The organism is Xanthomonas arboricola pv. guizotiae (genome assembly GCF_002940205.1).
GTDB classification, from domain to species: domain Bacteria; phylum Pseudomonadota; class Gammaproteobacteria; order Xanthomonadales; family Xanthomonadaceae; genus Xanthomonas; species Xanthomonas arboricola_C.
In genome coordinates this window covers 1-25,854 of record NZ_MDSK01000025.1, presented here as the reverse complement: position 1 = coordinate 25,854, position 25,854 = coordinate 1, and the positions used below count along the sequence as shown (strand labels likewise).

The following is a 25,854-nucleotide window of genomic DNA, read 5'->3' as shown; positions in this document are numbered from 1 at the left end:
GGCTCCTTGCCAACCGGCGTGGCGAGCGGTCAGTGCAGCCGAGTGGCTTGCCAGTCGCGCAACGTGGCCTCGGCGCGACGGAAGTCGAAATCTTCCACCGCACGCTGCAGTGCTTCCTGCAGGTTGCGCGGCAGGCGCGGCGCGCAGATCAGCAGCGCATGGTCGATCTTGTCGGCATCGTCGCTGCCCAGGGCCGCTTCCAGGATCTGCACGCTGTCCGCGTCCAGCGCGGCATCGTCATCGCCTGCTTCGGCGTCGCTGCCGCCGTGTTGCAGGAAGGCGTGGACCGCGGCGGCGGTACGCTGCATGGTGTCCTTGAGTGCGAGCAGTGCCGAGGTGATGTCATGACCCTGCTCGATGCGGGTTTCCAGGTCGCTGGCGGCGCCGGCCAGGGCCGGCAGCGCGAGCGAGCCGGCTGCGCCGCGCAGCTTGTGCGCCAGCGCGCCGATCGCCGGCAGCTCGTTGCGGCGCAGATGCCCGGCTGCGGTCTCGGCCGGGTCGGGGTTGTCGCGCAGCAGTTTGAGCAGATAGCGTTCGTACGGCTCGCGCTCGCGCCACAGGCTGCGTGCGCGCGCCGCATCCAGCACCTCCGGGTCGGCGTGTTCCCACTCCGGGCCGCCCTGTACATCGGTCTCGTGCGGCAGCGACGGGATGCGCCGCACACCGGGCTGCAGGAAGTGGCGGATGGCGGTGACCAGTTCCTCCACATTGAACGGCTTGGCGATGAAACCGTTCATGCCGGCTTCCAGTGCTTTCTCCTGTTGCGGGCGGAAGGCGCCGGCAGTCAGCGCGATCACCGGCAGGCTGGCCAGCACCGGGATCTGCCGCAGCCGTCGCGTGGCTTCATAGCCGTCGACCACCGGCATCTGCACGTCCATCAACACCAGCTGGAACAGCTCCGGCGCGCGCCTGAGCGTGTTGATGGCCTGTTCGCCATCGTGGGCGACCGTGACCATGGCGCCTTCGCCTTCGAGAATGCGCTGCGCCACTTCGCAGTTGATCTCGCTGTCGTCCACCAGCAGCAGATGCGCGCCTTCCAGCCGACGCGCCACGAAGGTGGGCGTTACCGGCCGCGTGCCGGGGCGTTCGTCGACCAGTTGCTCCACCAGCCGGTGCAGCGCCGCACTGGTGACCGGCTTGGTCATGACCGCATCCAGGTCCTGTTGCTCGGGATGCTGTTCCAGCAGGCGGCGCTCGTACGCGGTGACCATGACGATCACCGGATGCGGGCCGGGTACGGCGCGCGCGCGGATCTGCCGCGCGATCGCCACACCGTCGATATCGGGCATGCGCCAGTCGAGCAGGAAGATGTCGTAGGGCTCGCTGGCCCGTTCGATCGCCTGCAGGGCGGCCTGGCCGCTGGCGACCGCATCCACGCGCCAGCCGAGTTCGGTGGCGATGCGCACCAGGTTGTTGAGCGCCGCATCGTGGTCGTCGGCGATCAACACCCGCGGCATCGCTTCCGGCGGCAGCGCCGGTGGGTCGCGCTGGACCAGCGGCGGGGCGGATTTTTCCAGCGTCACCACGAAATAGAACTCGCTGCCGCGGCCGGGCACGCTTTCCACCTCCAGCTCGCCGCCCATCAATTCGATCAGCCGCCGGCTGATGGTCAGGCCCAGGCCGCTGCCGCCATAACGCCGGCTGGTGGAGGTGTCGGCTTGCAGGAACGGCGAGAAGATCAGGCTCTGCTTTTCCTTGGAAATGCCGATGCCGGTATCGCGCACCGAGAACAGCAGCTTTAACTTGTTCGGATCGCCGCTGGGGAAGCGCCGTACCGACAGCACCACCTCGCCTTGCTCGGTGAACTTGATCGCATTGCCGACCAGGTTGACCAGCACCTGGTTGATGCGTAGCGCATCGCCGAGCAACCAGCGGCAGTCGCGCGGCAGCGGTTCGACGATCATTTCCACCGGTTTGGTGCTGAGCGATGAACGCATCAGGTCGGCGATGTTGTCGAACAGTTGATTGAGGTCGAACGGTGCGCGTTCCAGATCGATGCGCCCGGCCTCGATCTTGGAGAAATCCAGGATGTCGTTGATGATCTCCAGCAACGCGCGCGCGGAGCGGTCGATCTTGGTCACCATGTCCTGCGCCGCAGCGGGCAGTTCGCTGCGCTGGAGCAGGTACAGCATGCCCAGGATCGCGTTCATCGGCGTGCGGATCTCGTGGCTCATGTTGGCCAGGAAATCGGACTTGGACTGGTTGGCGCTCTTGGCCGCGTCCATCGCCAGGCGCAGCTGTTTCTCGTGCAGCTTCTGCTCGGTCAGATCCACCGCCATGCCGAGATAACCGATCACCTGATCGTTATCGTCGCGCAGGGTGCTCAGGGTCAGCAGCACCGGCAGGCGGCGGCCTTCATGGCTGACGTAGGTCCATTCGCTGGTGTCGCTGCGGCCCAGGCTGGTCAGCGCGGCGATCGCCTCCAAGGTGTGCGCCACTGGCGCGCCGGTCTGCTCGGAGAGCAGCTGCGCGCGCTCCTGCAGTTCCTCCGGCTCGATGAACTGGCCGGCCTTGCGGCGGCCGATCACCTCGTCGGCGTTGTAGCCCAGCAGTTTTTCCGCAGCGCGATTGAACAGCGTGACAAAGCCGCTCGAGTCGGTGGCGATGATGGCAAAGCCGGCGTGCGCCAGGATCGCCCGATGCAGCGCGGAGAACTTCATCAGTTCGCTGGTGCGTTCGGCGACCTGGTGTTCGAGCGATGCGTTCAGGTCGACGATGCGCTGATGCGAACGCACCCGCTCGGAAATGTCGCGGAAGAAGTGCGAGTGCCCGCTCAGGGTGGCATCGCGTTCGATGATCGGGGCCTTGCTGGCCAGCACGTGGACCAGATGCCCATCGCGATGGCGCATGCTCTGCGCCGCCGAGGTATCGACCGAATGGCGCTCGTCGGCGTGCTCGATGTCGGGGATCGCATACGGCTGCGGCGACAGCAGCATCGTCAGGTGCTGGCCGACCGCCTCGTCCGCGCTGTAGCCGAACATCGCTTCGGCAGCGGGATTCCAGTGGGTGATGTGTCCGTCCGGGGTCTCGGCAACGATGGCCTCGCTGGAATGGCTGACCAGTGCCGCCAGCTCCATCTGTTTGCGCAGCACTTCCTCGCGCCGCAGGCCGTTGCTGAAATACAGCACCAGCAATGCCGCCAGCAGCACCGACACGCCCAGCACCAGGCCACCGATCAGCCATGGCGAGGTCTGGTTGAGCGAGGCCAGGAAGCTGGCGGTAGGGTGGGCGGTGATGATCCAGGTGCGGCCGTAGATCTGCAGTTGCTGGACCACCGGCGGGCGACGCGCGCTGTCGCTGGACGGCGTACCGCTGCGGAAGAAGTTGTGGGTGGGCTCGCTCCGGTCGGACAGATCCAGCGCCACGTCGTCGCGCTCGCCCAGGGTGCTTTCGACCATCTGCTCGACGCTGAAGGGCGCATACACCCAGCCACTGGTCGCGGCCATGCGCTGTTGCGGCGTCTGCAGCGGCATGCCTTCGCGATACACTGCCAGCAGCACCAGGAATCCGCTCTCGCTGGGAATGCGATAACCGGATAGCGAGATCGGCGAGGTCATGATCGGCACGCCGCTGCGTGCGGCCTGCAGTGCGGCTGCGCGTCGACGCGGCTCGGACGCGATGTCCAGGCCGATCGGACGGTTGCCCGATGACTCCGGTTCGAAATACAGCACGATGTAACGCTCGCCGTCCCAGGGCTCCAGCGGCCGGCGCTTGATGTCCGGTGCACCGTCGGCGCGCGCGGCCTGCAGGAAGGCCTGCTCGTCGGCGGGCGCGACGCGATGGATGTAGCCGTAGCCCAGCACGCCGGGGAACTCGCGCGCGTAATCGCGCGAGCGGCTGTACAGGGTGAAGCGGTCGCGACTGATGACATCCCTGCCGGCGCCGATCAAGGCGCCGCGTGCGCCGCGCAGCCCGTGTTCGAAGGTGTACATGCGCTCGCTGATGTTGCGCGTCAGCGCGCGCACCACATCGTTGAAGCGCTGCTCGCGCTCGAGCTCGTTATGTCGCTGCAGCGACAGACCGGCGAAAATGGCGGCGATCAGACCTGCGGCAAGAATCAGCAGGGCCCCGATCGATGCACGGCGCCCGTATTTTCTGCGCAGATCCCAGCGGCCATTCGGCATTTCTGTCCCTTTGCCTTGCCTGTTGCGTGCCCGGTGTGCTGGCCGACAGCGAGGTCGGCTTCGTGGTGGCGCCTGACCATCATCGGACTGCGTGCAGTCTCCCCAGCGTCTGCACGTGCTTCCGGTGGGCGATCGACGTCATTGCCAATGCATCAGAACGCCAGCCAGATCGATAATGCGTGAAGGGCAAGCCCGATCAGTCCGCCCACCAACGTTCCATTGAACCGAATGTATTGCAGATCGCGTCCGACACCCAATTCCAATTGTTCGACGAGGTGACGTTCGTCCCAACTTTTCATCGTCGACGCGATATGGTCGGTCACGGATGCGCGCAAGCGCGTGGTGAGTTTGTCTGCGGCCTGCAACATGTGCTGGTTGAGCGCTTCGCGCAGCGAGGGATCCTGCGCCAAGGCCTGGCCGAGCGATTGCATGGAGCGCTCCATGTGCGCGGCCATCGACGATTGCTCACGCGCCAGATCGTTGCGCAGTGCATCGCGAATCTCGCCCCACAGGCCGTGTACGTAGTCCTGCAAGGCCGGGTGCTCGATCACGCGCTGCTTGAGTTCTTCCACGCGCTGGGCCATTGCCGGCTCGTCGCGCAGACGCGCGATGTAGCGTTGCAGCCAGGCTTCATAGTCGAGCCTGATCGGGTGCTCGGGGGTCTTGAGAATGTCCTGCAACTCCTCGATCGCCGCCCGCGCCATGCGGTCGGCCAGGCTGTCGCCGATCTCTTCGATCGGCTTGACCCAGTTCACCGTGCCGACCAGCTTGGGCCACTCGCGCCGCGCGTAGCGCACGATCAATGCCGAGGCGCGCGTCTTGACCTGCTCCTGATACAGCCACTCGCCCAGGCGCAGCAGCACCTCGTCCAGCAGTTTCTGGTGCCGGCCATCGGTGGTGAGCAATGCCATCACCTCGCCGACAGTGGCGGCGGCATTCCATTTGCGCAGGCGGTCGACCACGAAGCCTTGAATGGCGCGACGCACTGCGGCCTCGTCCAGCAGGTCCAGCGCCTGCAGCATCCAGCTGCGCGCCATCTGCGCCAGCATGCGCGCCTGTTCGGGTTTGGCCAGCCAATCGCCGAGGCGGCTGGCCGGGTCGAACACGCGCAGTTTGTCCATCAATGCCTCGGGGGCGAGGAACTGGTCGCGCACGAACACCGCCAGGCCATCGGCCAGCCGGTCCTTGCCGCGCGGCAGGATGGCGGTATGCGGAATCGGCAGGCCCATCGGGTGGCGGAACAAGGCCACCACCGCAAACCAGTCGGCCAGTGCGCCGACCGTGGCTGCTTCGCAGAAGGCCGAGACCCAGGCCCAGACGCCTTGTTCGCCCATCAGGTGGCTGACGACGAAGCCGGCGAACATGGCCAGCAGCAAGGCCACCGCCAACAGCTTCATGCGCTGCAGCTGGGCACGACGGGGATCGACGGGGCGGGGAGTGCTGACGCTTGGTTCCATCCGCGCAGTGTACCCAGTCGCCGGAGCAGGGCATGTCCACGGCCGGGCGTGATGGCCTCGTAGGAGCGCACCCGGGCGCGATGGCGTTACCGGTAACGCCACGTCGCGCCCGGGTGCGCTCCTACGGGTGGTTGCAGCGATTGGTGTCGGGCGCTTTTTGTAGGAGCGCGCCTGAGCGCGACGGCGTTACCGGGACAGCCACGTCGCGCCCGGGTGCGCTCCTACGGGTGGTTGCGGCGATTGGTGTCGGGCGCTTTTTGTAGGAGCGCGCCTGAGCGCGATGGCGTTACCGGGACAGCCACGTCGCGCCCGGGTGCGCTCCTACGGGTGGTTGCAGCGATTGGTGTCGGGCGCTTTTTTGTAGGAGCGCGCCTGAGCGCGACGGCGTTACCGGGACAGCCACGTCGCGCCCGGGTGCGCTCCTACGGGTGATGCACCGTTTGGTACTCAGCCGCGCAGGCGCTCCAGCTGCGATTGCAGGGCGGTCACCTTGGCCTGCAGCGCGGCGTTTTCGTTTTCCAGCTCGCTGACGCGGCGTTGCAGGGCTTTCATGTCGCGGCGTTCGGCTTCGCCGCCTTCGGCCTCGTCGGGCTTGGGTTTGCGCTTGGCGTCGCGTACGCGCTTGGCAGCCTGCTTGAGCTCGGCCTTGCCGGCCTGCGCGGCGGCGCGTTGTTCGTCCTCGGACAAGGTGGCCACGGCAGCGGCGGCGCTGATCGAAATCTCGCCGGCCTTGACCGCCTGCACCACTTCCGGGGCGGCCTGCTTGTGGATGCGCTCGATCATCACCACCTGGTTGTTGCTCAGGCGGGCCTCGCGCGCCAGCTCGGCGCGGCTGACCGGGGTGGAGGTCTCTTCCCACGGCGGGCTGTCGCTGTCCGTGGCCGCCGGCGTGGCGTCGTGGTCGACGCCGGTGGCCGGCTGCTCAATGTCGGCCATCGCCGGCGCTTCGGCAGCGGCGTCGGCGTTGCGCTGGCTGCGCTGGCGCGCGGCCAGGATCTCGCGCTTGCGCAGTGCCAGCACGCCGCGCTGGAAGTCCGACACGCTGCGCCGGCCCAGGTGCTGCTCGATCATCCACAGCTGCACGTCCTGCATCGACTGGAAGCGCGGGTTCTGCACGGTCTGGAACGGCAGGTCGTGCTTCTGGCAGATGCCGTAGCGGTTGTGGCCATCCACCAGCACGTCGCCCCACAGCACCAGCGCATCGCGGCAGCCCTCGGCCAGCAGGCTGCGCTCCAGCGCCTCGTGTTCGTCGGGCGTCAGCGGGTCGATGTAGGCCTTGAGTTCTTCTTTGACAACGATGTTCATGCGGCAACTGCGGGGAAGTGCGGGGCCGGCATTGTAGTGAGCCTGCCCCGGCTTTGCGCGCTTGACCGCGCCGCGTGCGGGCGTTACGCGCGGGCGCCTGCGTCGCTCGTCGTCAGGCGGTGCTGCGCAGGATCCTGCCCAGCGTTTCGACCATCTGCCCGATCTGTTCGGGGGTGACGATCAGCGGTGGCGACAGCGCGATGACATCGCCGGTGACGCGCACCAGCAGGCCGCCGTCGTGGAAGCAACGTTCGAACACCTCGTAGCCGCGTGTGCCCGGCGCGCCGTCGCGTGGCGCCAGCTCGATCGCGCCGATCAGGCCGATGTTGCGGATGTCGATGACGTGCGGCAGCCCGCGCAGGCTGTGCAGTGCGTCTTCCCATTGCGGGCCCAGCGTGGTCGCGCGGTCGAACAGGCCTTCTTCGGCGTAGGTGTCCAGCGTGGCGATCGCCGCGGCGCAGGCCAGCGGATGGCCGGAATAGGTGTAGCCGTGGAAGAGCTCGATCGCGTTCTGCGGCCCCTGCATGAAGGCGGCGTGGATCGCATCGGCCACCAGGACCGCGCCCATCGGCACGCTGCCGCTGGTCAGTCCCTTGGCGGCGGTGATCAGGTCCGGTGTGACGCCGAAGCGCTGCGCCGCAAACGCCTCGCCGACCCGGCCGAAGCCGGTGATGACCTCGTCGAACACCAGCACGATGCCGTGGCGGTCGCAGATGGCGCGCAGCCGCTGCAGATAGCCTTCCGGCGGCAGGATCACCCCGGCCGAGCCGGACACCGGCTCGACGAAGACCGCCGCAATGGTCGAGGCGTCGTGCAGGGCGATCAGGCGTTCCAGATCGTCGGCCAGCTCGGCGCCGTGCGCCGGCAGTCCGCGTGCGTAGGCATTGCGTTGCAGATCCAGCGTGTGGCGCAGATGGTCGGTGCCGGCCAGCAGGGGACCGAACCCTTTGCGGTTGTTGGGCAGCCCGCCGATCGACATGCCGCCGAAGCCGACCCCGTGATAGGCCTTTTCGCGGCCGATGAAGCGGGTGCGCTGGCCCTCGCCGCGCAGGCGGTGGTAGGCCAGCACGATCTTCATCGCGCTATCGACCGCCTCCGAGCCGGAGTTGGTGAAGAACACATGGCCCAGGCCCGGCGGGGCGATCGCGGCCAGCCGCTGCGCCAGCACGAACGGCAGCGGCGAGCCCATCTGGAAGGTCGGCGCGAAATCCAGCTTGCCAGCCTGCTCACGAATCGCCGCCACGATGCGCTCGCGGGCATGGCCGGCGTTGCAGCACCACAGCCCGGCGGTGCCGTCCAGGATCTGGCGGCCGTCGACATCGCGGTAGTACATGCCGGCTGCGGAGGCGAGCAGGCGCGGGCGCGTCTTGAACTGGCGGTTGGCAGTGAACGGCATCCAGAACGCGTCCAGTGGCGCCGGTGCCTGCGGCGCAGGCGCGCCGTCGCGCGGAGGGTGGGCGTGCATGGCGGACTCCGTCGCTGGAAAGCGTCCGACTGTACGGCCACCGCGCATCGGCCGTCACCCCGGCCAAGCGCGACGGCGAGCACGCTTTGCGGACCCGCATGCGCCGATCCGCACGGACTAGTCAATTAGTCGCAGCGTCGGCCGCTAAGCTCTGGGAACGCCTTGTGGCACGGCCATGACGGGTTTTTGACTGGCTGCGGGGCGTGCCGAAGCATTGCAAAGATCCAACGATCGCCGATGATGCGCCAGACGAGTGCCAGTTGGGCCTGGTAGTCGCCGCTGCCCTTATCGCAACACGTCAATCGATCGCAGCCATCAATCGTTTTCGGGACCACTGACACCGCCTGTGCGCAGCCGCCTCGTCGGCCGCTCCGGACACACTTCATCGTACTTTTTTAGGGGAACGGGAATGACACAAGGGTCCACCGTGGCGAGCGCCAACGGCGCAGACGCCGGCCTGCTGTCCAAGGAGCGCATCGTTGCGCGTCCAGGCTTCAATCGTTGGTTGGTACCGCCGGCGGCATTGGCGATCCACCTGTGCATCGGCATGGCCTATGGCTTCAGCGTGTTCTGGTTGCCGCTGTCCAAGGCGCTGGGCATCACCGAGGCGATCGCGTGCCCGGCCGACATGGGCCTGTTCGCGCGCATGGTCGCCACCACCTGCGACTGGAAGATCAGCGAGCTGCAGTGGATGTACACGCTGTTCTTCGTGCTGCTGGGCTGCTCGGCGGCGATCTGGGGCGGCTGGCTGGAACGTGCCGGCCCGCGCAAGGCCGGTGTGGTCTCGGCGCTGTGCTGGTGCGGCGGCCTGGTGATCTCGGCGGCCGGCATCCACTTCCATCAGATCTGGATGCTGTGGCTGGGTTCGGGCGTGATCGGCGGCATCGGTCTGGGCCTGGGCTACATCTCGCCGGTGTCGACGCTGATCAAGTGGTTCCCTGACCGTCGCGGCATGGCGACCGGCATGGCGATCATGGGCTTCGGTGGCGGCGCGATGATCGGCAGCCCGCTGGCCGATGCGCTGATGCGCCACTTCGCCACGCCGACCTCGGTGGGCGTGCTGGAAACCTTCCTGGTGATGGCGGCGCTGTACTTCGTGTTCATGATGGCTGGCGCGTTCGGCTACCGCGTGCCGCCGAGTGGCTGGACCCCCGCCGGCTGGACCGCGCCGGTGGCCAGCAACAACGCCATGATCACCGCCAACCACGTGCACGTGAGCAAGGTCTGGGGGATCCCGCAGTTCTGGCTGCTGTGGGGCGTGCTGTGCCTGAACGTGTCGGCCGGTATCGGCGTGATCGGCATGTCCTCGCCGATGCTGCAGGAAGTGTTCGGCGGCCGCTTGATCGGGGTGGATGTCGGCTTCGGCAGCCTGGACACGGCGCAGCTGGCCAGCATCGCGGCCATCGCGGCCGGCTTCACCGGCCTGCTCAGCCTGTTCAACATCGGCGGGCGCTTCTTCTGGGCCAGCATGTCCGACAAGCTCGGTCGCAAGAACACCTACACGCTGTTCTTCGTGCTGGGCATCTGCCTGTACGCGGCTGCGCCGTCGGCCGGCGGTGTGGGCGGCATCGCGCTGTTCGCGGGCATCTTCTGCATCATCCTGTCGATGTACGGCGGCGGCTTCGCCACCATCCCGGCGTATCTGGCCGACCTGTTCGGCACCCAGATGGTCGGTGCCATCCACGGCCGCCTGCTGACCGCCTGGGCCACCGCCGGCATCCTCGGTCCGGTGGTGGTCGGCTACATGCGCGAGTACCAGCTGGCCCACGGCAGCCCGCCGTCACAGGTCTACAACACCACCATGTACATCCTCGCCGGCATGCTCGTGCTCGGCCTGATCTGCAACCTGTTGGTGCGCCCGGTGGCCGCGCGTCATTTCATGACGCCCGAAGAACTGGCGCGCGAGAAGCAGCTGGCGCACGAGAAGGTGGACCGCAGCGGCAAGGCGGTGCTGCCGCCGGAACAGATGGCGCGCATCGGGCATGGCGGCAACCTCGCCCTGGTCGCGCTGGCCTGGCTGGCGGTCGGCGTGCCGATGTCCTGGGGCATCTGGGTCACGCTGCAGAAAGCCTTCGTGCTGTTTCATTGAGATGAGATGACCATTCCGTCTTCCCGTTCCGTGCGCGCCGGCAGTGTGGTGCGCACGGTGGTCCGCCACCGTGGCGGCCGCAACGCCACGGTGCAGGATCTGGTGGCGGCCGAAATGCCGGTCGCCTTCCACTACAACGGCGTGCCGTTCGCGGTGATGATGGCCACGCCGGAAGACCTGGAGGATTTCGCACTCGGCTTCTCGCTGAGCGAGGGCATCGTCGACCAGCCGCAGGATCTGCGGGTGGTGGCGGTGCAGACGTTTCTGGAAGGCGCCTCGCTGCAGATCGAGATCCCGCCCGAGCGTGCCGCCGCGCTGGACCGGCGGCGGCGCAATCTGGATGGCCGCAGCGGGTGCGGGGTGTGCGGCAACGAATCGATCGAGGCGGTGCTGCGTGTGCCGCCGGTGCTGCGGTCCTCGTTGCAGATCGATGCACAGGCACTGGCGCGTGCGTTGGAGGCACTGCACGCGCAGCAGCCGATCGCCGCGCAGACCGGCGCGGTACATGCCGCCGGTTGGGCCGATGCGCACGGTGTGGTGCGCCATGTGCGCGAAGACGTCGGCCGGCATAACGCGCTCGACAAGTTGATCGGTGCGCTGGCGCGGGAACGCGTCGATGCGTCGCAAGGGTTTGCGGTGGTCACCAGCCGTGCCAGTTACGAAATGGCCATGAAAGCCGCGCAGGCCCGGATCCCGCTGCTCGCAGCGATTTCGGCGCCGACCGCGCTGGCGATCAGCCTGGCCGACAGTGCGGGACTGACCCTGATCGGGTTTGCCCGCGATCACGATTGTGTCGTTTACAGCCATCCGCAGCGCCTGGATCTGGGCGTCGCCGTGGGAGAGCCCGCATGAGCAAGAAGACCATCCAGCAATACGACAATCCCGCCGGTGGCTGGGGCGCATTGCGCTCGGTGGCCAAGCACCTGATGGAACAGGACATCGCGGTGCAGGGCGCCAAGACGCTGCTGCACGCCAACCAGCCGGACGGTTTCGACTGCCCCGGCTGCGCCTGGCCCGACCGCGATCACACCTCCACCTTCGAGTTCTGCGAGAACGGCGCCAAGGCCGTCGCGGCCGAGTCCACCGCGCGCCGCGCCGGGCCGGAGCTGTTCGCCTCGCACAGCGTCAGCCTGCTGTCGCAGTACAGCGACTACTGGCTGGAAGGGCAGGGCCGGCTGACCCAGCCGATGCGCTACGACGCTGCCACCGATCACTATGTGCCGGTGAGCTGGGACGAGGCCTTCGCGCAGATCGCCGGGCACCTCAACGGGCTGGCATCGCCGGACGAGGCGATCTTCTACACCTCCGGGCGCACCAGCAACGAGGCGGCCTTCCTGTATCAGTTGTTCGTGCGCGAGTTCGGCACCAACAACTTCCCCGACTGCTCCAACATGTGCCACGAGCCGTCCGGCACCGCGCTGCGTTCGCAGATCGGCGTGGGCAAGGGCACGGTGTCGCTGCACGATTTCGAACTGGCCGATGCCATCTTCATCTTCGGCCAGAACCCGGGCACCAATCACCCGCGCATGCTCGGCGAGTTGCGTCAGGCCTCCAAGCGCGGCGCGGCGATTGCGGCATTCAATCCCTTGCGCGAGCGCGGGCTGGAAAAGTTCGCCGACCCGCAGGACAAGCTGGAGATGCTGCACAACGGTTCCACCCGCATCGCCTCGGATTATTTCCAGCTCAAGATCGGCGGCGATCTGGCCGCGATCAAGGGCATCATCAAACATGTGCTCGAGCGTGACGCGCAAGCCCAGCGCGAGGGCACGCCACGGCTGCTGGATCTGGATTTCATCGCCGAGCACACCGCCAACTTCGACGCCTTCGCCGCCGAGGTGCATGGCGAATCCTGGGACACCATCGTCGAAGAGTCCGGGCTGGACGAGGCGGCACTGCGCAAGGCCGGCGAACTCTATCTCAACGCCGAGCGCGTGATCGCCTGCTGGGGCATGGGCATCACCCAGCACAAGCATTCGGTGGCCACCATCCACATGATCACCAATCTGCTGTTGCTGCGCGGCCATCTCGGCCGTCCCGGTGCGGGCGTGTGCCCGGTGCGCGGACACAGCAACGTGCAGGGCGACCGCACGATGATGATCTACGAAAAACCGCCGGCCGCCTTCCTGGACAAGTTGCAGACGCTGTTCGGGTTCGCGCCGCCGCGCGAAGACGGTTTCGACACCGTCGGTGCGATCGAGGCGATGCTGGACGGGCGCGGCAAGGTGTTCTTCGCGATGGGCGGCAATTTCGCCGCCGCCACGCCGGATACCGACGCCACGCATCGCGCGCTGCGCAATTGCGAATTGACCGTGCATGTCACCACCAAGCTCAATCGCAGCCATCTGGTGCATGGGCGCGATGCGCTGATCCTGCCATGCCTGGGCCGTACCGAAATCGACATCCAGGACGCCGGCTCGCAAGGCGTGACGGTGGAAGATTCGATGAGCATGGTGCACCTGTCGGCCGGCATCAATCCGCCGGCCTCGCCGGAGCTGCTGTCCGAGCCGGCGATCGTGGCGCGCCTGGCCGAGGCGACGCTGGGTGCGCGCAGCGCGATCCGCTGGCGCTGGCTGGTGGGCGACTACGACCGCATTCGCGACCTGATTGCCCAGGTGTTCCCCGATTTTGCCGACTTCAACCAGCGCGTGCGGGTGCCGGGCGGCTTCCGCCTGTCCAACACCGCGCGCGATCGCCAGTGGGTGACGCCCGAGAAGCGCGCGGTGTTCAAGCCGCACGCGGTGCCGACCGACAACCCGATCCATCGCGCACGCCGCAGCCACACCGAGCAGATGGTATTCACGCTGGCCACCACGCGCTCGCACGATCAATACAACACCACCATCTACGGCCTGGACGATCGCTACCGCGGCGTGTTCGGCGAACGCCGCGTGCTGTTCATCAATGGCGCGGACATCGCCGCGTTGAACATGAAGGCCGGCGATTGGGTGGACCTGGAGAGCCTGTGCGAGGACGGCGTGCATCGCGAGGCGCGGCGCTTCCTGCTGGTGGACTACAATATTCCACGTGGCTGCCTGGCGGCGTACTACCCGGAAACCAACGCGCTGGTGCCGCTGTCCAGCTTCGCCGACGAAGCGCGCACGCCCACCTCCAAGTCGATTCCGGTGATCGTGCTGCCGCACCGCGCCGAAACCGCAGATGCGGCGCCGCGCGACATCGGAGCGGTGCTTGTCCGCTGATCCACAGCTCACCGCGCTGCTGCTTGCCGCATTGGCCGACACGCCCGAGGGCGTGTCGCTGGCGCGCCTGTGCAAGCAACTGGGCGTGCGCATGAGCGTGCTGCTGCGTACCCTGGCGTGGTTGGGCAACGCGAGTCTGGACGGTCAACCCGGCCCGGGCTGGATCCAGCTGGAAGACCGCGGCGAGCGCCAATTCGCGGTGCTGACGGATCTCGGGCTGGCAGCGCATGCGCAGCGTGCAATGACGCAAACGCAGCAGGGCGACTGAGCAACTTGCTGGTTCTTCCCGGCTGAGGAAAGCGGGAGACCGAAGCCTCTTCACCTGCACGGGAAGCTCGATCAGACGCAACCTGATCCGAACAACGTAGTCCATGTTTTGCTTGCAACCAAACACACCGACCACCTCGACAGGTCCTTGCCTGCTCACCGTCGCGGGACCTTACGCGGCATGGATGCCGCGTAAGCGCCTTATCTGTTCGGAATGTGGCAGCGTAGGTGTCGAGAGCCGGCGTGGGCCACCGTGAGAGCCTGGATCGTTACCGATCGTCTTGTAGCTAGGTGCCCACGCCGGTTCCTCCCTGTATCGCCCGAACAGTTGCCAGAGTTACCACGCGTAGACGTAAGGCTGGGCAGGCAGGGGAGCTCTCGACCCTTCAAGCCTAACGGAGTTCACCCATGAACGGCATCGGGATTGATGTGTGCAAGGCCATGTTGGATGTCGCCGTCCACCACGGCCCTTTTGCGCGGTTTCACAACACCGGCGCGGGCCACCGCAAGCTCGTGTCCTGGCTGGCAACGCAGCAGGCTGGCCAGATCGTGCTGGAGGCCTCTGTGTCCCGCGATGGTGGGCGGGCAAGGGCCTTGCAGCAAAACTGCAGATCATCCGCTCTACAAATAATCTATCAACACTGTCCGACGGCTCCAAAGCAAACGAGATTCCGAGTGTTGGCGGTGCCTGAGGACATGCTTGCGACGTGCCACGCGATGGTGGGTGGGCAAAGGTCCTGCTACCAAACCGCAGACCCGAGGCTCTGAAACTGACTCATTCTCAGCGCGGTCAATCATCAGCTGACGACAGTCCGCTTTGCTCTCCCGATCATTATCCGACGAGAAGCCGATTCGGCCCGAAAGGCAAGCAGTCACGGCTGTAACTTTTTGCAAGCAGGTTGGTCTACGCAAACCGCTGCTGCAATCTGCCAGAATCGGCTGACTTGTCTTGTCTGGATGCCGATCAACGATGACTGCTGCTGCGCCGCCTGCTGCTCCCATCAATTCGCCTGCGCGCGTGCTGTTCGCCAGTCTGATCGGCACCACCATCGAGTTCTTCGATTTCTATATCTACGCCACCGCTGCGGTGCTGGTGTTTCCGACGCTGTTCTTTCCCGCCGGCGACGGCAGTGCGGCGATGCTGCAGTCGCTGGCGACGTTTGCGGTGGCCTTTATCGCACGGCCGGTGGGCTCGGCGGTGTTCGGCCATTTCGGCGACCGGATCGGGCGCAAGGCCACGTTGGTGGCGGCGCTGCTGACGATGGGCCTGTCCACCGTGGCGATCGGCTTGCTGCCCAGCTACGCGCAGATCGGCGTGTTCGCACCTGCGTTGCTGGCGCTGTGCCGCTTTGGCCAGGGCCTGGGCCTGGGCGGCGAGTGGGGCGGGGCCGTGCTGCTTGCCACCGAAAATGCACCGCCCGGCAAGCGCGTGTGGTACGGCATGTTTCCGCAGCTGGGTGCGCCGCTGGGCTTTCTGCTGTCCACCGGCACCTTTCTCGGCATGGGCGCGTTGCTCGACGATGCGCAGTTCATGCAATGGGGCTGGCGGGTGCCGTTTCTGGCCAGCGCGTTGCTGGTGCTGACCGGCCTGTGGGTGCGCCTGAGCATCACCGAGACGCCGGATTTCCAGAAGGCCCTGGACCGCAAGACGCGCGTGCGCCTGCCCTTGGGCACGGTGATCTCGCAGCACTGGCCGGCGCTGATCATCGGCACGCTGGGCGCATTCGCCACCTTCGTGCTGTTCTACCTGATGACGGTGTTCGCGCTGGGTTACGGGACCAAGACCCTGGGCTACGACAAGGAGCAGTTCCTGCTGTTGCAGATGGCCGGCATCGTGTTCTTCGCGATCGGCATCCCGCTGTCGGCCAGGTTCGGCGACCGCCATGGCGCACCGCTGGCGATGATGCTGGCCAGTGTCGCGAGCATCGCGTTCGGCTTGGCATTCGCGCCGCTGTTCCAGGCCAATCATCCGTTGCAGGTGCTGGCATTTTTGGGTCTTGGGTTCTTCTTCATGGGCCTGACCTACGGCCCTTGCGGCACGCTGCTGGCCGAGCTGTATCCCACCGAAGTGCGCTACACAGGCGCATCGCTGTCGTTCAACCTGGCCAGCATTCTGGGGGCGGCACCGGCGCCGTACGTGGCCACGCAACTGGCCGCACGCTATGGCGTGCAGGCGGTCGGGCAGTATCTGGGCGCCGCGGCGGTGTTGAGCCTGCTGGCGTTGATGGCCGCACGTGCGCTGCGACGGCGTGCGGCATCGGCGGTTTCGACGTAAGCAGCGCATCGCGCGCATCTGCACGCTGCGCTGCGTTGACGCCGCTCAGCTGGCCAGACGCACCTGGTTGCGGCCGCCGGCCTTGGCCAGATATAGGTACTTGTCCGCTTCGCCCAGCAGATGGTGCAGCGACTGGCCGTCTTCGGTGGCGATGCATACGCCGATGCTCACCGTCATGCTGAGGGTTTCATCGCCGATCCGCACGCGCAGTGCGCTGATGCGTTCGCGCAGGGTTTCGAAGTAGCTGGTGGCGTTGGCGGCATCCAGCCCCGGTACCAGCAGGCAGAATTCTTCGCCGCCGAAACGCGCCACCAGATCCTGCGGCCGCGCGTGGCTGGAGACCGATGCGGCCACCGCCCGCAGCGCCTGGTCGCCGGCTTCGTGGCCCCAGGTGTCGTTGATGTGCTTGAAGTGGTCGATGTCCAGCATCGCCGCGGTGACCGTCTGCTCCTGCGACAGCAGGGTGGGGATCACCCGCTGGCTTTGTTCCAGGAAATAGCGCCGGTTGGGCAGGCCGGTGAGGAAGTCGCGGGTGGCCAGGTCCTGCAGCGTGCCGATCAGTTCCAGCTGGTCCACGTTCTGCGACACGCGGCAGAAGAACTCTTCGCGCGAGAACGGCTTGCGCAGGAAATCGTTGGCACCGTTCTTGAGGAAACGCGGGATCAGCGACGAGTCGCTGTTGCCGGAGATGCCGATCACCGCGACCTTGTCGCGCGAACGGATCGCACGCAGCCGGCGGGTGAATTCCACCCCTTCCATGCCGGGCATTTCCTGGTCGACGATGGTCAGGCGGATGCCGGGGTCGCGCTCGATCGCCTGCAGGCCGGCCGCACCGTCGGCCGCCAGCACCACGCGGTAGCCGTACATCGACAGCAACGCGGCCGCATAGGTCCGTGCGGACAGGGAATCGTCCACCACCAGCGCGGCGATGCGGCGGTTGCGCTCCAGGCGTTGCACCAGCCAGGCCAGATATTCGATGCTGCCGGGCGCGTTCTTGAGCACGTAATCGATGATCTGCTGCTGCAGCACGCGCTGGCGCAGATCCTCGTCGTAGACGCCGCTGACCACCACGGTGGGCAGCTTGCGCGAGAGGAAAAATTCCACGACCTTGTCGCGGTCGCCGTCCACCAATACCAGGCCGGTCAGGACCAGAAACCAGCCGTCTTCTTCGTCCAGTACACGGGCGGCTTCCGCCAGCGTCGATACGACCGTGACCGGCAGCTCCACGCGTTGCTCGATGGCTTCGCGCAGCATGCTGGTGAAGGTGCGCGAGTTCTCCACCAGCAACACGCGTTGCGGCAGGACTGCGCTTTCACTATTGCGATGTAGGGTACCTGGGGACATCGGCTGGCCGTGCGGATCGAACCGTCATACCAGCTAACGGCCCTGCTCGCCAAAACTTGAGCGCCGCGTCTCAAAGTGCCCAAGACGGCGCCCTGTTCACCACAACGCATCGCGCAGCCGGTACCAACTCATCGCCGCCACCAGCAGCGGCGTGCGTAGCAGGCGCCCCCCGGGGAAGGGCCGATGCGGAATGCGTGCGAACACGTCCAGCCGTCGGCTCTGGCCGGCGATGGCCTCGGCGATGACCTGGCCGGCCAGGCCGGTGGCGGCGACGCCATGCCCGGAAAATCCCTGCGCGAAATACACGTTCGGCCCCAGCCGGCCCCAGTGCGGGGCGCGATTGCGCGAGATGTCCACGTAGCCGCCCCACAGGGCTTGCAGCGGCACGTCGCGCAGTTGCGGGAAGACCGTGTGCATGCGCCGGGTCATCAACCGATCCAGGCCGGGCGGCGGGCGCGAGGAGTAGCTGGCGCGTCCGCCGAACAGCAGCCGGTGGTCGGCGCTGAGCCGGTAGTAGTCCAGTGCCCAGTTGGTGTCGGCGACCGCCATGTCGTTGGCGATCAGCGCGCGTGCACGGGCCTGGCCCAGCGGCGGCGTCGCACCGACATAGGTGCCGACCGGCATGATGCGGCGTTCCAGCGCTGTGGAAATGCCCTGCAGCAGGGCGTTGCCGGCGATCACGCCGAACTCGGCGCTGACGCTGCCCTGGTCGGTATGCATCGTCACGCGCGCGCCGTGCTCCAGCCGGGAGACGGGCGAGGCCTCGTGGATGCGTACGCCGGCCGCCAGCGCTGCGCGCGCCAGGCCCAGCGCATAGGCCAGCGGATGCAGATGGCCGCTGGCCGGGTCGAACATCGCGCCCAGGTAGAGCGGGCTGTCCAGCACCTGCCGCGTACGCGCGCGGTCCCACCATTCCAGCGGGTAGTCGTAGCGCTCGGCCATGCGCACGATGCCGTGCTGCAAGGCCTGCACCTGGCGCGGCTTCAGCGGTACATGGGCGTGGCCGTTGCGCCAGTCGCAGGCGATGGCGTGGCGGTCGATGCGCGCGCGCAGCAGGCGCATGCCGTCGCGCGAGAAGTCGAACAGCAGCCGCGCGTCGGCGTCGCCGACCAGCGCTTCCAGGGTTTCCTGCTCGCAGCCGTAGCCGACGATGGCCTGGCCGCCGTTGTGCCCGGAGGCGCCCCAGCCGATGCGCCTGGCGTCCAGCACGATGACGGTGTAGCCGGCCTCGGCCAGGGCGAGCGCAGCGGTGAGGCCGGTATAGCCGGCGCCGAGGATGCAGACATCGGCACGTTGGACGCCTTGCAGGCGTGGTTGCTCCGGCAGGGCCGGCGTGCTGCGGGCATACCAGCTGTCGGGATAGCCGTTACCCGGCGGATCGGTTGGCGGCAGCGTTGTGGCCGGGCCGTCCATCAGACGATCCGCAGGTACCGGGCGTAATCCAGATCCGGCACCTGCGCCTGGTAGTCGAGCAGCTCGCGCTGTTTCTGCTGGCCGAATACGTGCTGGAACTGGCTGCCGAACTGCGCGCCGACAAAGTCGCTGGCGCCGAATGCATCCACCGCCGCCTGCCAGGTGCGCGGACGAAAGACCGCTTGCGCGTAGGCATTGCCGGTGACTGGCGCGCTGGGTTCGGCGGGATGTTGCAGGCCGTCCAGCATGGCGGCCAGCACGGCGGCGGCGGCCAGGTACGGGTTGGCATCGGCGCCGGCGATGCGATGCTCGATACGGGTGTTGCGTGTATCGCTGTGCGGGATGCGCAGCGCCACGGTGCGGTTGTTGAAGCCCCAGCTCGCATCCAGCGGCACGAAGGCATTGCTGACGAACCTGCGGTAACTGTTGGCGTGCGGCGCGAACATCAGCAGCGAGGCATCGGCGTGCCGCTGCAGGCCGGCGATGGCATGGCGCAGGCGGTCGGCGGGCACACCGACGCTGCCGGCAAACACGTTGTGCCCGTCGGCATCGAGCAGGCTCACATGCGGGTGCAGGCCGCTGCCGGCCTGGCCGGGAAACGGCTTGGCCATGAAGCTGGCGAGCTTGCCCTGCTGTTGCGCAATCGCCTTGATGGTGCGCTTGAGCAGGATCGCCTCGTCGCAGGCGGCCACCGCATCGGCGCGATGCTGCAGGTTGATTTCGAACTGGCCGGGTGCGTATTCGGCCACGGCGGTGTCGGCCGGGATGCCCTGCTGCCGGCAGGCGGCAGTCACCGCGTCGGTGAACGCGCGCTGGTCGTCCAGGTCCTGCAAGGAATACACCTGGGTGCTGTCGCTGCGCGCACCGGTCTGCGGGTCGCGCGGCGTCTGCGGGCGTCCCTGCGCATCGGGCACCGCGTCGAACAGGTAGAACTCCAGTTCCACCGCCATGACCGGGGTCAGGCCGAGCGCAGCAAAACCGTGCAGCACGCGCTGCAGGACCGCGCGCGGCGCGACCTCGAACACGCTGCCGTCCGGCTGATGCATCGCCAGCAGCAGCTGCGCCATCGGCCGCGGCGCCCACGGCACCGTGCGCAGCGAGCCGGCGATGGGCCGGCAGATGCGATCGGCATCGCCGATGGCGTAGCCCAGCCCGGTTTCCTCGACGGTATTGCCGGTGATGTCGGTGGCGATCAGCGACATCGGCAGGCACACGCCATCGCGATAGACCTTGTCCAGGACTTCGGCTGTCACACGTTTGCCACGCAGCACGCCATTGGTGTCGGGCAACAGCAGATCGACCGCTTCGCAGCCACCGATTCGCGCCAGCGTGGCGGCATCGGTGGCGGGCAAGCACGCGACGGAGTTCTCGGAAACCATGGGCACCACCTGCAAGGTCGCCGCTCAGACTAGCAAAGCGCAGGTGATCGTTCGCGATCGTGCGTGTGTGGACCCTGGCAATGCAGGTGGCCGCACGCTAAGTTCGCAGGCATCGGCGACGCACCCCATCAACCCGTGACGAGCACCCGCTGACAAGTCGTCGCAGTCGGAGGGATGCAGGTGATGCGCAAGCCGCCAGCTGCGCGCCACCTGTGCCCTGTACAGTGCCAGCGCCTGCCTGATGGCGAGCGCAGGCGTGATGCAGCAGCGTCAACCGGGAGATCTGCATGCCCATCGTTCCACTGGTCGGGTTGCCGACCGATCGCCTCCAGCAAGGGCCGCATCCGTTTCTGGCCACTGGGGAAAAATACATCCGCGCGGTGGTGGACGCGGCCGGGGCGATGCCGGTGCTGTTGCCGAGCCTGCAGCCTACGCTGGATGCGGGCGCGTGGCTGGATCGCCTGGATGGCCTGTTGCTGACCGGTGCGGTGAGCAATGTCGAGCCGCATCACTACAGCGACGAGCCGAGCTGGGAGGGCAATCCGCACGACCCGGCGCGCGATGCCACCAGCCTGGGGCTGATTCCGCAGGCGCTCGCGCGCGGCCTGCCGGTGCTGGCGATCTGCCGCGGGCTGCAGGAGGTCAACGTGGCGCTGGGCGGGCGCCTGTATCAACGCGTGCATGATGTGCCCGGCCTGGCCGATCACCGCGAAGACCGTGCCGCGCCGCTGGACATGCAGTACGGCCCGGCGCATCCGGTGCAGCTGCACCCCGGCGGCCTGCTGGCCGGCATGAGCGACAGTGCGCAGGTCGCGGTGAACTCGCTGCACGGGCAGGGCATTGCGCGCCTGGCCGACGGCCTGCTGATCGAGGCCACCGCGCCGGACGGCCTGATCGAAGCCTTTCGCGGCGCCGGGCCGGGCTTTCTGCTCGCGGTGCAGTGGCATCCGGAGTGGCGTGTCGCCCAGCATCCGTTCTACCGTGCCATCTTCCAGGCCTTCGGCGAGGCCTGTCGCCAATACGCCGCTCGACGCGGTCAGTGAGGTTGCATGTCGATCCGCACACGTTCGCGCACATCCACGCCCAAGCAGCCCGAGAGCGCGCTGCGCCGCTGGCTCAAGGACCGCCACATCACCGAGGTCGAGTGCCTGGTGCCGGACATCACCGGCAACGCACGCGGCAAGATCATTCCGGCGGACAAGTTTTCGCACGACTACGGCACCCGGCTGCCGGAAGGCATCTTCGCCACCACCGTCACCGGCGATTTCCCGGACGATTACTACGAGCTGACCTCGCCATCGGATTCGGACATGCATCTGCGCCCGGACGCGTCCACCGTGCGCATGGTGCCGTGGGCGGCCGATCCCACCGCGCAGGTCATCCACGATTGCTACACCAAGGACGGCCAGCCGCATGAGCTTGCCCCGCGCAATGTGCTGCGGCGCGTGCTGGACGCCTATGCCGACGCCAAGCTGCAACCGGTGGTGGCGCCGGAGCTGGAATTCTTCCTGGTGCAGAAGAACACCGACCCGGACTTTCCGTTGTTGCCGCCGGCCGGGCGCTCGGGTCGGCCGGAGACTGCGCGGCAGTCGTATTCGATCGATGCGGTCAACGAGTTCGACCCCATCCTGGACCTGATGTACGACTATTGCGATGCGATGGAACTGGACGTGGATACGCTGATCCACGAATCCGGCGCCGCGCAGCTGGAGGTCAACTTCACCCACGCCGATGCGCTCTCGCGCGCCGATCAGGTGTTCCTGTTCAAGCGCACCATGCGCGAAGCGGCGCTGCGGCATGGCGTGTATGCGACGTTTCTGGCCAAGCCGATGGAGACCGAGCCGGGCAGTGCGATGCACATCCACCAGAGCCTGCTGCATGCCGGCACCGGCAAGAACGTGTTCAGCGGCAAACGCGACGGCGGCTTCAGCGACACCTTTGCGCAGTATCTCGGTGGCCTGCAGAAATACATTCCGATGGCGATGGGGCTGCTGGCACCCAATGTCAATTCCTACCGGCGGCTGATGTTCGGCGAGGTGTCGCCGAGCAACGTGCTGTGGGGCTTCGACAATCGCACCTGCGGGCTGCGGGTGCCGATCGATGTGCCGCAGAACATGCGGGTGGAAAGCCGCTTTGCCGGCTCCGACGCCAATCCGTATCTGGCGATGGCAGCGACCCTGGCCTGCGGGTTGCTCGGCATCCGCGAAAAGCTCGAGCCGACCGCGCCGATCAGCAGCAACGGCAAGGAGCACGGCTACGAGTTGCCACGCTCGCTGGGCGAGGCGCTGGACGGTCTGGAGGGCTGCGAGGCCTTGCAGGAGATGCTGGGGCGGCGCTTCGTGCGCGCCTACATCTCGGTCAAGCGCAAGGAATACGAGACGTTCTTTCGGGTGATCAGTTCGTGGGAGCGGGAGTTCCTGTTGTTGAATGTGTAAGGCGCTCCGTGCTTTTCCTGCCGGGCCACCACTCTGCAGGCGCGTTTCCATCGCGACCCATGCGTCGGTGGCTTGCCCCATGGCAAGCCACCGACATCGAAAGAGCGGTCAGGCCGGTGTTCTGGCCGCACGCTGCAGGGCCAGCTTTGCGACCACCGCCGAACTCTGCCGTACTGCACTATCCGCATCCTGCAACCGGAACCCCGCCACCATCGTGCGCAGCTGCACCGCGCGTTCGCGTAGCGACTCGCTGGATGCGGACACCTCCTCGACCAGGCTGCTGTTTTGCTGGTTCACGCTTTCCAGATCGTCCACCGCCCGGCTGAGTTCCTGCAGTCCCGAAGATTGATCCTGTGCGGCGCTGGCGGCTTCGCGGGAGAGCTGTGCGACCCGCTCGTTGGATGCATTGATCGCTTCCAATTGCTCGCGTGTAGCGGCGACCAGATCGGTGCCCTCGTGCACGCGTTGGTTGGAGTCACTGATCAGATCGCGGATTTCCTTGGCCGACGATGCGGTTCGGTGCGCAAGGTTGCGAACTTCGCTGGCAACCACTGCAAAACCGCGCCCGTGCTCGCCGGCACGGGCGGCTTCCACTGCCGCGTTGAGGGCGAGCAGGTTGGTCTGGAATGCCACGGAATCGATCAGGCCAATGATATCGGCGATCCGCCGACTGGACTGGTTGATGCCTTCCATGGAATCGCCAGCCTTGCTGACCACTTCCGCGCCGTGGCGCGAGTTCTCCAGCGCACCGACCGTCAGTTCGCTGGTCTGACGGCTGTTTTCTGCGGCCTGGCGCGCCGACTCCAGCAGCGACTTAATGCTGGCTGCGCTTTGCTCCAGCGCTGCAGCCTGGCGTTCGGTGCGTCCGGACAGGTCGCTGTTGCCCGACGAAATTTCATCGGCACCGTTGCTCACATCTTCTGCGGTGCTGGCCACCTCGCCGATGACCTCGCTCAAACTGTCTAGCGATCCGTTGAGGCTGGATGTCAGCGCACCGAGGGTGCCTGCATAGAGACCCTGGACGCGCCGGCTCAGATCGCCATTGGCAAGTGCATCTGTGGTGGCGCTGATCTCCGAAAGTGCCAGATCCAACGCATTCAAAGATTGATTGACCGCCTGCTTGAGCACGCCCAGGTCACCGGGAAGATCCGCATCGATCCGACGCTTGAAATTGCCCTCGGCAGTGGCGGTCATGCTGGTTCTCAATTCTTCCAGCGACTCCTGCAGCAGGTGCATCGCGCGATCCACCTTCACGCGCGAATCGCCTTCCACGTCTTCGCTCATCCGTGCGGAGAAGTCGCCTCTGGCCAGTGCATCCATGACTGCGTCCAGGGCACGCATGGTGCGCTGTACGCTGTCGGCGCCGGCATTAACGCCATGCTTGAGCGTGGCCAGATCCCCAGGAAGATCGGCGGCGACGCGTTGACTGAAGTTGCCGCGCTCTACCGCCGCCAGCACCTGGTTGGTTTCGCTGATCGCTGCCTTCAAATCCACCAGCAACGAGTTGAACGAGCGGCACATTGTACTCAGCGCATCTTTTCCCTCGTCCTCCACGTGTACATCGAAATCGCCACGCGCCACCTGGCCGATCGCCTGGTTGAGCCGCTCGATGGGCTGACGGATGGCCGCATCGATCAGCAGTGCAGCCAGCACCGTCAGCAGCAGCAGCACCACGGTCGCCGACGCACCGATCCACGACGCACGCGTCGCCTGCGCAGCCGCTTCGGTCAGCGCGCTCTTGAAGCTGGTTTCGCTGTCGCTACCCAGCTTGTTGAGCGCGTCGCGTACCTGTTGGTAGGCAGCCTGTTTTTCGGTCGCCAGTGCCTGGAACGACTGCATGTCGCCTTGACCGCTGATGATGCCGGTGACGGCGAGCTTGCTTTTTTCGACATAGCGATCCCACAGGGCAACCAATTCGGTGACCCGTGGCGCATAGCTGGGATCCTTGGTCTTGATCGACTGAATCTTCTGGCGCGCTGTTTGGGCGAGTTTGACCGCATCCTCGATCAGGAACTCGTCTTTGTCGCCAAGCGCCTGGCTGAAGGTGGCCTGTGTCTCGATCAGCCCCTGGTTGGCCTGCGCGGCCAGCGACATCACCGGTAGGGTATTGGCAGCAAAACGCTCCAATGTGTGGATATTGGCGCGCGATGCGGAGATGGTGTAGACGCTGTAGGCCAGCAAGCCCAGCAGGGCGATGCTGGGCAACAGCAAAATCTTGCTGCGGATCGATATGTAGCGCAACCGCCGCGATAAGCGTGCGGTAGCACGCGAAAGCATTCCCCATCTGGGAAGTGAAAGGCGTTTGGAGGCGGATGACATGAGGTCTCTCCCGGAAAGGTGAGATCTGGCACCTTGTGCCAGACCTAAGCAACTCAGTACTTCAACAACACCTTGACGGAGTCGTCGATGGCTTTGTCACTGACATAGCCGACCGCGCCGGAATTTGCCTTTACCTTGGCCTTGACGTCCGCATCACCGGCGACTTCGGTCGGTGCGCTCGCTTTGCCGGAGAAGATCAGCTTGGACCAATAGCCGGTCAAATCGGCGCCTGTCTTGCCCAATACCTTGCCCTCGAATTCAGCACGAGTGGCTGCATCCTTCTGGTAGATCAAGGTGATGGTCTTGCCGCCGCTGGTGGTCTGGCGACCGAGGAAGACTTTCTTGGCCTCCTCGACATTGGCCACGACAACAGGCGAATCCTTGGCCACTACCACCGCGCCGGCAACCGCGTGCAGTGGCGGGCAGAACAGCAGGACCATCAGGAGTGGAGAGAAATTTTTCATGTGAACTCCGTGCAAGGCGACGATGGGTTAAAAGACGAAATCGAGTGCTACGGCAAACACGTTCGCCTTACCGTCGAAGCCTGGTCGGAAGCTGCCGATATTGAAGCTCTTGCCGATGGTGCCGTGGGTATCGACGACATCCCACTGCGCCTTCAGCGCAAGGGAAGGATGCAAGTCCCAGCGCACGCCCACGGATTTGGTGGTCTGCTTGCCGTTGATCGGATTCACGTACTTAGAGCGGCTAACAAAACCCAGGAAGAAGGCGTAAGCAGATGATGGAGGATGCGAGCGAAAGCAACGCCAAGTGGAGATCGATGCGAC

General features: G+C 66.2%; 17 protein-coding genes and 1 pseudogene. 8 read left to right on the top strand and 10 right to left on the bottom strand.

The features are described 5' to 3' along the window. Positions 1 to 29 precede the first annotated feature (29 nt). The 4 genes from XarbCFBP7408_RS15070 to XarbCFBP7408_RS15055 all read right to left on the bottom strand — a co-directional run bounded on the left by XarbCFBP7408_RS15070 (position 30) and on the right by XarbCFBP7408_RS15055 (position 8,351). Positions 30 to 4,124, bottom strand: a complete 4,095-nt coding sequence (locus XarbCFBP7408_RS15070) for a CHASE domain-containing hybrid sensor histidine kinase/response regulator (protein ID WP_104563650.1) — start codon at positions 4,122 to 4,124, stop codon at positions 30 to 32. A 152-nt stretch (positions 4,125 to 4,276) separates the two neighbouring features. Beyond that, complete coding sequence (locus tag XarbCFBP7408_RS15065) at positions 4,277 to 5,581, bottom strand: DUF445 domain-containing protein (RefSeq protein ID WP_104563649.1); 1,305 nt, start codon at positions 5,579 to 5,581, stop codon at positions 4,277 to 4,279. A gap of 447 nt (positions 5,582 to 6,028) precedes the next feature. Further along, on the bottom strand, positions 6,029 to 6,886 hold the full coding sequence (locus XarbCFBP7408_RS15060; RefSeq protein ID WP_104563648.1) for a plasmid replication/partition related protein: 858 nt from the start codon (positions 6,884 to 6,886) through the stop codon (positions 6,029 to 6,031). Positions 6,887 to 6,998: 112 nt separating this feature from the next. After that, a complete protein-coding gene (locus XarbCFBP7408_RS15055; RefSeq protein WP_104563647.1) occupies positions 6,999 to 8,351 on the bottom strand; it encodes an aspartate aminotransferase family protein in 1,353 nt (450 codons plus the stop codon). 409 nt (positions 8,352 to 8,760) lie between these two features. Here XarbCFBP7408_RS15055 and XarbCFBP7408_RS15045 point away from each other — a divergent pair, with 409 nt between their 5' ends. The 6 genes and pseudogenes from XarbCFBP7408_RS15045 (at position 8,761) to XarbCFBP7408_RS15020 (ending at position 16,179) form a co-directional block, all read left to right on the top strand. Next, positions 8,761 to 10,440: an OFA family MFS transporter gene (locus XarbCFBP7408_RS15045; protein WP_104563646.1), complete on the top strand. Its 1,680-nt coding sequence runs from the start codon at positions 8,761 to 8,763 to the stop codon at positions 10,438 to 10,440. A gap of 6 nt (positions 10,441 to 10,446) precedes the next feature. Beyond that, positions 10,447 to 11,292, top strand: coding sequence for a formate dehydrogenase accessory sulfurtransferase FdhD (gene fdhD / locus XarbCFBP7408_RS15040; protein WP_104563645.1), 846 nt, complete (start codon positions 10,447 to 10,449; stop codon positions 11,290 to 11,292). Continuing rightward, entirely contained in the window at positions 11,289 to 13,637 is a 2,349-nt protein-coding gene (locus XarbCFBP7408_RS15035; RefSeq protein WP_104563644.1) for an FdhF/YdeP family oxidoreductase, read from the top strand. Before fdhD ends, XarbCFBP7408_RS15035 begins: the two co-directional genes overlap by 4 nt. Further along, positions 13,627 to 13,905 (top strand): hypothetical protein, encoded by a 279-nt coding sequence (locus XarbCFBP7408_RS15030; protein ID WP_065031620.1) that lies wholly within the window; start codon positions 13,627 to 13,629, stop codon positions 13,903 to 13,905. Before XarbCFBP7408_RS15035 ends, XarbCFBP7408_RS15030 begins: the two co-directional genes overlap by 11 nt. 407 nt (positions 13,906 to 14,312) lie before the next feature. After that, positions 14,313 to 14,468 (top strand): annotated as a pseudogene (locus XarbCFBP7408_RS23515) (IS110 family transposase); the annotation flags it as partial. Between the two features lie 406 nt (positions 14,469 to 14,874). Next, positions 14,875 to 16,179, top strand: a complete 1,305-nt coding sequence (locus XarbCFBP7408_RS15020) for an MFS transporter (RefSeq protein WP_104563642.1) — start codon at positions 14,875 to 14,877, stop codon at positions 16,177 to 16,179. Between the two features lie 45 nt (positions 16,180 to 16,224). Here XarbCFBP7408_RS15020 and XarbCFBP7408_RS15015 read toward each other — a convergent pair whose 3' ends face one another. The 3 genes from XarbCFBP7408_RS15015 to XarbCFBP7408_RS15005 form a co-directional block, all read right to left on the bottom strand. Further along, the gene (locus tag XarbCFBP7408_RS15015; RefSeq protein WP_039512053.1) at positions 16,225 to 17,523 is read right to left on the bottom strand and encodes a diguanylate cyclase; all 1,299 of its coding nucleotides are present in this window, start codon (positions 17,521 to 17,523) and stop codon (positions 16,225 to 16,227) included. Between the two features lie 96 nt (positions 17,524 to 17,619). Continuing rightward, positions 17,620 to 18,936: an NAD(P)/FAD-dependent oxidoreductase gene (locus XarbCFBP7408_RS15010; RefSeq protein WP_104563641.1), complete on the bottom strand. Its 1,317-nt coding sequence runs from the start codon at positions 18,934 to 18,936 to the stop codon at positions 17,620 to 17,622. Continuing rightward, on the bottom strand, positions 18,936 to 20,315 hold the full coding sequence (locus XarbCFBP7408_RS15005) for a glutamine synthetase family protein (RefSeq protein ID WP_104563678.1): 1,380 nt from the start codon (positions 20,313 to 20,315) through the stop codon (positions 18,936 to 18,938). Before XarbCFBP7408_RS15005 ends, XarbCFBP7408_RS15010 begins: the two co-directional genes overlap by 1 nt. Before the next feature lie 287 nt (positions 20,316 to 20,602). Between XarbCFBP7408_RS15005 and XarbCFBP7408_RS15000 the strand changes: the two genes are divergently transcribed. Together XarbCFBP7408_RS15000 and XarbCFBP7408_RS14995 are read left to right on the top strand one after the other, a co-directional pair. Then, on the top strand, positions 20,603 to 21,358 hold the full coding sequence (locus XarbCFBP7408_RS15000; RefSeq protein WP_104563640.1) for a gamma-glutamyl-gamma-aminobutyrate hydrolase family protein: 756 nt from the start codon (positions 20,603 to 20,605) through the stop codon (positions 21,356 to 21,358). 6 nt (positions 21,359 to 21,364) lie between these two features. Continuing rightward, complete coding sequence (locus XarbCFBP7408_RS14995) at positions 21,365 to 22,750, top strand: glutamine synthetase family protein (protein ID WP_104563639.1); 1,386 nt, start codon at positions 21,365 to 21,367, stop codon at positions 22,748 to 22,750. Positions 22,751 to 22,858: 108 nt separating this feature from the next. Here XarbCFBP7408_RS14995 and XarbCFBP7408_RS14990 read toward each other — a convergent pair whose 3' ends face one another. The 3 genes from XarbCFBP7408_RS14990 to XarbCFBP7408_RS14980 form a co-directional block, all read right to left on the bottom strand. Further along, on the bottom strand, positions 22,859 to 24,955 hold the full coding sequence (locus tag XarbCFBP7408_RS14990; protein ID WP_181106637.1) for a methyl-accepting chemotaxis protein: 2,097 nt from the start codon (positions 24,953 to 24,955) through the stop codon (positions 22,859 to 22,861). Between the two features lie 167 nt (positions 24,956 to 25,122). After that, positions 25,123 to 25,533, bottom strand: a complete 411-nt coding sequence (locus XarbCFBP7408_RS14985; protein ID WP_146093773.1) for a phosphate ABC transporter substrate-binding protein — start codon at positions 25,531 to 25,533, stop codon at positions 25,123 to 25,125. Positions 25,534 to 25,560: 27 nt separating this feature from the next. Continuing rightward, positions 25,561 to 25,854: hypothetical protein (locus tag XarbCFBP7408_RS14980; RefSeq protein ID WP_219820279.1), on the bottom strand; the 294-nt coding region annotated here is incomplete at its 5' end.